Genomic DNA, 6,782 nt, shown 5'->3' on the forward strand with positions numbered 1-6,782 from the left:
TTTCCTCCTATTTCGGTTCTATTGCTAAACAAATCGCCTTAATTTTGCATTCGATTGAAAGCGATCCTTCTATTGGCTCAAGTTCGACCAATTCGATTGGATTTCCCAAATATCTGTATCCACTTTTCGGCAGCCAAAAACTGTATAACTCCGAATAACACTCTATTAATTTGCTTCTCTCACTATACATTACGGGCTCATCAAATTCATAGACGACATGTTTACCACCCTTAAATAGATAAGTAAGTTCATCATCTACTTTTGAAAGATCCTCTTCATTTATTGCAATACGGCAATCATATCGGCTTTTTTCAGGTGGGGTGATATATGGGTTATTTCTAGGAACTCCAAATAGAAACGTATTGTTATTTAGTAAATCTCTAGACTTTGACCAATGATAAATATCCTCCCAAACACCAGGAATCCCACGTGTATAAGGGCCGACACTTTGTCTATTTACAGTTGCGCAAACGGGCATTTCAATTATTTTTACTTTGGTCAAGTCCAACCATTTAAACTCATTATATGTGTTGCTTTGATTTTCTTCTTTCATATTATTGCTAAAAAGTTTAGATTTCTTGCTATCCTGGTACTCCCTTGGAAACCGTTCCAAATAGGCTCCTTCACGCCATTTCTTAGGACTCGTCTTAAAATACTCATTAAATGAATAAGTAAAGTAGGACAGTGACGAAAATCCGCACATGAATGCAATTTGAGTAATAGGAATTTGCTGCTCATAAATTAAAAAATGGGCAGCATTCTCAAGCCGTAGTCTTTTAATATAACCGGCAGGTGTCTCACCCGTAATGGCTTTAAATGTACGCTGAAAATGATAAACCGAATAGGTTGAGGCTTTAGCTAACTTTTCAAGAGAAAGTGATTCGTTTAGATGTTCATCTATAAATTCAAGAACTCTATTGATTTGTTTTTGCTGTTCTTTCACTACCATATCCATATCTCCTTAATTGATTCACTTTCAATCCGTTGTATTACATTTTTCCAATTCTAATATTATCACTCTTTTTAATTTCGTTTATTCAAAAGTTTTCTATTTAGATACCACAAGGATTATGAGATCGAAAGGAAGCAGAAGCCATTAGAGCTGAAATTATTAGAAGTTGCTCAAACACGGTGTAAACAAAAATCGGATATGAAGGAGGTTCAAAAAACATATCTTGGCTGTCATCACTTAAGTATTAATATACTTTGTCGAAGGAAATTGAAAAATCAATTGGAATTCTCGTATAGAAATAAAAAAGCTTAATTCAGGGTTATGAATCAAGCTTTTTTGTTTTTCACAATCTTCGATACACAATTAAGTAGGGTTCGAATTAATATATACTTCGCATTATGAGGAAACTATGATTAAAAATAAAATTAAGTATTATTCCATTTCTTCTATACTTCTTTGTACTATTGCCACCATATCATCTTCGGCACCAAGACTAAAGTTTAAAAAAACACCTTGTCCCCCGCCAGCACCAATTGCTGAAATAAAAGTATTACTGTTATTACCTACTACAGTAAGGCTCAAACTCGCTCTGTTTCCATTTCTCATAAAGTATTTATCATAAACCCGAACTGCTATTTTAGTCTCTCCAATAGCGTAGTTGCTTTCATCAACTAATCTCATACTTATTCCGCTGTTACCAATATCGTTTTCCAAATGATTAACCACTTTCTCAAATTGACCAACAATTGTCTTTTCATACTTTGCCATGATTACCCCATCCTCCCCCATAATTAATTTTTTCGCTATATAATACGATTGTTCATTATCCTCGGTTTCTTGTATTGATTAATTTTATTGAATATTAATATTTCTAACAATATTTTACTGTAGACTCACAGTAAAGCCTGATCCCTGTTGTGATTTATTATTGAATAAACCTGCCCCCCTACAATAAGAAATGCTATTCTCTTTCTTGAAGAATAGCACCCGTCAAAAAGTTTTTAATTTGTTAAACAAATTTCCCTAAACATTTATATATCCTTCTAAATAAGATACAGCTTCTCCAGACATTTTTACCGTTTCACCTAAATCAGTACAATATAGCTTTCCGCCTCTTTCTGATAATTGCAATGCGACAAATTCATTTTTATTCAATTTATTCTTCCAATACGGAACTAGTGTACAATGAGCAGAACCAGTAACGGGGTCTTCATCTATTCCTGCCTTTGGTGCAAAAAATCTTGATACGAAATCTACTTCTTTCCCTTTAGCTGTCACTATTACACCAAAACCATCTAGTTTTTTTAGTTCATCCATATTTAATTCAAGACCTAAAATATCTTGTTCTGTATCAAATACCGCCAAATAGTCTCTTGCCTTATAGACCTCTTTAGGTTCTTTACCTAAACCTTTAATAAGTTCCTCTGGAGTATCGCATTTTTCTCCTTCTCTAGAAGGAAAACTCAATGTAAATAAACCGCCATCCCTCGATACTTCTAAAAGTCCACTTTTTGTATGAAACTTTACATTCTTTAAATTTTCATCTAAATAAGTGCATATTACATAAGCAGACGCTAATGTTGCGTGTCCACATAAGTCTATTTCCCCTATTGGAGTGAACCATCTTAACTCATATACATCATCTTTTTTTACAAAAAAGGCGGTTTCAGATAAATTATTTTCTGCTGCAATCTTTTGCATTAAATTATCTTCTATCCATTCGTTTAATGGACATACTGCCGCTGGGTTTCCTTTAAATTGTTCATTTGTAAAAGCATCAACCTGATATATCGGGATTCTCATTTTCTTAATCTCCTTGTTGTTCACTTAAACTAGGCACCCATTTATTCAACAAAATATGAATAATGACAACCCGTTATTTCTCCCATAGCTCCACCAGTCTGCCTTCAGGATCTTTAATCCAAATAAACTTACCATATTCACTAACTTCTTTTCCCTTTACAAGAGGTACACCAATTTGTTCTAAATGCTCAATAGTCTCGTTTAGATTATAAACTTGGAAATTTAACATCACTTGCTGTTCTGTTGGGAAGTAAGGGTCATCTTCAGTAAAGAAAGAAAATATCGTTTTATTTTCTGAATGGGGTTTAATAATGGTCCCATTCCAATTATCAATTTCAATCTTCAACACTTCACTGTACCATTTTTTTATGGCATCTAGATTTTTAGTCCTCCAAAATATTCCTCCGATACCTTTTATCATCATAATAAACTCGCTCCCATCTCTAATTTCTTTTATTTTTCCTTTAAATTAGGAATTCAAGAAATAAAAATAAATTCCTTCTTCATACAGATAGGTAAAAAGGCATTATTGTTATTTCACCAAAAAAAGAAGTCTATCGCTAGACTTCTTTTTTCACCTTATTTATTTTTCAACTCAAACTCTGCGACATTTTCCAAATGACTTGAATTGTGATGTATGTGGTAGAGTTTACCTTAGATATTATTAATCATTCTCTAGCACAAAGTTATCAAGCAATGCACGCACTTCATCTGTTGATTTCGTATTCATCAATTGATTTCTTAATTCACCTGCTCCACGGAATCCTTTGACATAAATTTTGAAAAAGCGATGAAGCCCTGAGATTGAACGTGGCAGTACTTCCGCATATTGATCTTGAAGATCAAGCTGCAGTCTTAAAAGATCAAGGTATTCTTTACTGCTATGCTCTTTTGGCTCTTTTTCAAAAGCAAAAGGATTTTTAAAAATACCTCGCCCGATCATAACTCCATCAATACCATATTGTTCAGCGAGCTGTAGCCCAGTTTGTCGGTCAGGAATGTCTCCATTGATTGTTAGCAGCGTATCCGGTGCAATCGCGTCACGAAGTTTCTTTATCTCCGGAATCAGCTCCCAATGAGCATCGACTTGGCTCATTTCCTTTCTTGTACGCAGATGAATAGAAAGATTGGCGATGTCCTGTTTCAATATATGCGTTAGCCACGCCTGCCACTCCTCCACATCCGTGTAACCTAGCCTTGTCTTCACACTTACAGGCAGTCCTCCTGCTTTTGCTGCTTGTATTAAATCTGCTGCAACTTCCGGACGAAGAATCAGACCGGCTCCCTTCCCATTCGATGTCACATTAGGTACAGGACAGCCCATATTGATATCAATACCCCGAAATCCTAGTTCAGCCATACCGATACTCATTTTCCGAAAGTTTTCAGGTCTATCCCCCCATATATGAGCCACAATAGGTTGTTCATCTTCTGTAAAAGTCAAACGCCCACGCACACTTTGCTTCCCATCTGGGTGACAATAACTCTCCGAGTTTGTAAACTCTGTAAAAAACACATCAGGTCTGGCTGCTTTACTCACCACATGGCGAAAAACAACATCGGTCACATCTTCCATTGGTGCAAGTACAAAAAACGGTCTTGGTAATTCACTCCAAAAATTATCTATCATATATAAACTCAAACCTCTCTTATAAGAGTTAAACTCTCGTCTCAAATTTACATTGCAAGAATGTGCCTGCTTCTTTTAAAACATATACCATGCTTAAGCACTTTTTATCAAACTATAGAAAATTTTAAACATTATAAACCTTAAGTTCAACATGAAAAGTGCTAAGAAAATCAGTAAGATGCGATAGCTTGGGACAGAGGTTAAGTATTAATCCTGGTTTCTGCTGCTTATTGTTTGAAATACCCTTACTTCCTTACCTAAATATGTAGAAACAACCGTTTTAGGTGTTATTTCACTTTAACAATAATTTGTCTCCTTTACCGGGTCTCATTATAAACTACTTCATAAAAGAAATTTTAATGTGACAACGAGAACCATGCTATTAACATTAGGCAAAACTAAAAGATGTCCTAATCTTAAGAATTAACGCCTTTTTTCTTACTTTTCTAGTTGAGAATACCACTTGCAACCACGATGGTACTGTCCATTGTCCATATTCAATACATCTTTGTAAATCCGTTACAGGAAACGTAAAAAGACAACGCCCCAGAGGGTTAGTTGCCTTTCTTCTTTAAAATGAGTTGTGAAACTCACTCCACGTGTGCAAAATGTATGTGCAACACATGAGGTGCTGGTGAGTCATATTTTTTTATTTATTCGCATCCTACCTTTTGCAACTAAATCAATAGTAAAATTCCATCCAATAGGATATCAAGTCCTATTAGGCCATTTTCCATCAGTCGCCAGAAAGCCACCGAACACTTACTCGGATTTGACTCTCCCCATCTAGTAATTAACGGGTTACTAGGCAAGCAAAATAAAAAGGCCCCGGAACTTGCATCACCCGAGCCCAATCGTTTTGGTTGCTTTAATATTTCTCAATGACCTAAGGGTACCAATTTTGAAAGGCAATTCGAACGTCGAATTAAGACTCATCACAATCTTTATTAGCATAGATAACTATGTAATTGGTGTAAAGTTCAACGATAATCACAATAACTACTTATGGCTGAACATTTAACTTTGAGGGGGCATATTTGGTTGTTTTGGTTCTACATCCTTAAATGCATCTTCTTTTATCTCAATTTCTTTATTCAAATTGTTTAATATCTCCTGTATCGGTTTTGCGTCTTTTCCCATAAGCGCTTGTTTGATTTGATCTTTCACCTCGCTTAATGGTGTCTCCTTTCTATCTGTTACCTTGATGATGTGATAACCAAATACTGTCTTGACCGGCTCGCTCACTTCACCTTTTTTCAATTTCATAGCCGCTGCAAGACAATGAAAAAATGGCTAAAACTGGGGATCATTTTCTTCATTTATCTTCACTCCTACTTTTGACAACTTCCCAAAGTCATTGTCGCTGACGGATCTGACCTTGGTTTACCATCTAAATAAAAAGCTGAATAAGCTTTAAAATGCCTTCGATATTTTTATGGATATTTTAAAAACGTAACAATACAGGGAAAGAATAAATCAACCAATAATACCAATTGGGTTTTCCTGCTTAAATGAGGCGGGACAGTTCGCCTACTGTCCCGGCCATTTTATTGTTTTTGTTTCCTATGAGTATCATAAACTCACAAAATCGAGAAAATGGATATGAACAATGAAACCTTACCCTAGTTCAAGTTTGATAGAGAAGTCTATTCATTGATTTCCCATCTTCACGTTTTAAAAGTTTTTGAGCTCGTTACTCCCCGTAACAGGTCATCCCCGGCACAGGAGGTATATTCTGAACAGTGAATCTAACCTATTGCCAGATCTCAATCATTGCATCAGCATACGCTTTCAAACTGTTATACGCTTTTGCGGAGATTTGATTCGCATCTTTTTTAAGATCCAGGAATTCTTTAAAATCATTAATGTGTTTGACAACCTTATCCGCAGATCCTTTCTTTTCAAATTGATCGACGGAATTCAAATGTGCCTTCAATGCTTGCGCTGCACCTGCTTTGAAGGCTCCCTCGTTGGCAAAGCTATCAATAACAGAACTTAGACCGGTTGCGCTTAGGTTACCTGTCATAAGATTGGTCTCGGTAACGCTTTGATTAGAGTCTGTCTCTGAAGTAGCCGTAAAGGTAAGGTTTGCTGGAGCTTCCTTGCCCTTCGGAATTATCACGTATACCGGTACATCGACAGTTGCTCCGGGTTCCACAGCAAGTACGTTGTGATCAAGTTGAACTGTCCAATCATCACCTGCAGAAGCGTTGATGCGAATAAGATCCTTTGCATCGCCGGTATTAGTAACATTAAAATGATAGACTGCCACTTTGTCCTGTACGGCAGGTTGTACAGTGCCAGCGCTTACATTTACTCCGCGTTTAAAGGCACCTGAGCCCTCCGTGTTACGGACAGCAACCTGATAACGAAGTACGCCGTCATTGTCTTTGTGTT

General features: G+C 36.3%; 6 protein-coding genes and 1 pseudogene. All 7 read right to left on the reverse strand.

Translation table 11 applies throughout. From position 1 onward, the window contains the following. Positions 1-7 precede the first annotated feature (7 nt). Positions 8-949: an AraC family transcriptional regulator gene (locus V7122_RS21065; protein ID WP_335528852.1), complete on the reverse strand. Its 942-nt coding sequence runs from the start codon at positions 947-949 to the stop codon at positions 8-10. Between the two features lie 435 nt (positions 950-1,384). Next, a complete protein-coding gene (locus V7122_RS21070) occupies positions 1,385-1,720 on the reverse strand; it encodes a DUF6054 family protein (RefSeq protein ID WP_335347423.1) in 336 nt (111 codons plus the stop codon). 255 nt (positions 1,721-1,975) lie between these two features. Beyond that, positions 1,976-2,755 carry a PhzF family phenazine biosynthesis protein gene (locus tag V7122_RS21075; protein ID WP_335347426.1) on the reverse strand — a complete coding sequence of 260 codons (780 nt, stop codon included), beginning with the start codon at positions 2,753-2,755 and terminating at the stop codon, positions 1,976-1,978. A 73-nt stretch (positions 2,756-2,828) separates the two neighbouring features. Continuing rightward, the gene (locus tag V7122_RS21080; RefSeq protein WP_335347427.1) at positions 2,829-3,176 is read right to left on the reverse strand and encodes a VOC family protein; all 348 of its coding nucleotides are present in this window, start codon (positions 3,174-3,176) and stop codon (positions 2,829-2,831) included. 243 nt (positions 3,177-3,419) lie between these two features. Continuing rightward, positions 3,420-4,385 carry a tRNA dihydrouridine synthase gene (locus V7122_RS21085; protein ID WP_335347424.1) on the reverse strand — a complete coding sequence of 322 codons (966 nt, stop codon included), beginning with the start codon at positions 4,383-4,385 and terminating at the stop codon, positions 3,420-3,422. Between the two features lie 1,193 nt (positions 4,386-5,578). After that, positions 5,579-5,657: pseudogene (locus tag V7122_RS25825) on the reverse strand (peptidylprolyl isomerase); the annotation flags it as partial. 481 nt (positions 5,658-6,138) lie between these two features. Beyond that, positions 6,139-6,782, reverse strand: a 644-nt coding sequence (locus V7122_RS21095) for a COG1470 family protein (RefSeq protein ID WP_335528856.1), incomplete at its 5' end; no start/stop codon positions are given.

It is taken from the genome of Bacillus sp. JJ1532 (assembly GCF_036965085.1).
In the GTDB taxonomy this organism is placed as follows: domain Bacteria; phylum Bacillota; class Bacilli; order Bacillales; family Cytobacillaceae; genus Cytobacillus.

Excerpts from the sequence above, each read along its gene's own strand:
- V7122_RS21065 (WP_335528852.1), bottom strand. The coding sequence starts at position 949 with ATGGTAGTGAAAGAACAGCAAAAACAAATCAATAGAGTTCTTGAATTT.
- V7122_RS21070 (WP_335347423.1), bottom strand. The coding sequence starts at position 1,720 with ATGGCAAAGTATGAAAAGACAATTGTTGGTCAATTTGAGAAAGTGGTT.
- V7122_RS21075 (WP_335347426.1), bottom strand. The coding sequence starts at position 2,755 with ATGAGAATCCCGATATATCAGGTTGATGCTTTTACAAATGAACAATTT.
- V7122_RS21080 (WP_335347427.1), bottom strand. The coding sequence starts at position 3,176 with ATGATAAAAGGTATCGGAGGAATATTTTGGAGGACTAAAAATCTAGAT.
- V7122_RS21085 (WP_335347424.1), bottom strand. The coding sequence starts at position 4,385 with ATGATAGATAATTTTTGGAGTGAATTACCAAGACCGTTTTTTGTACTT.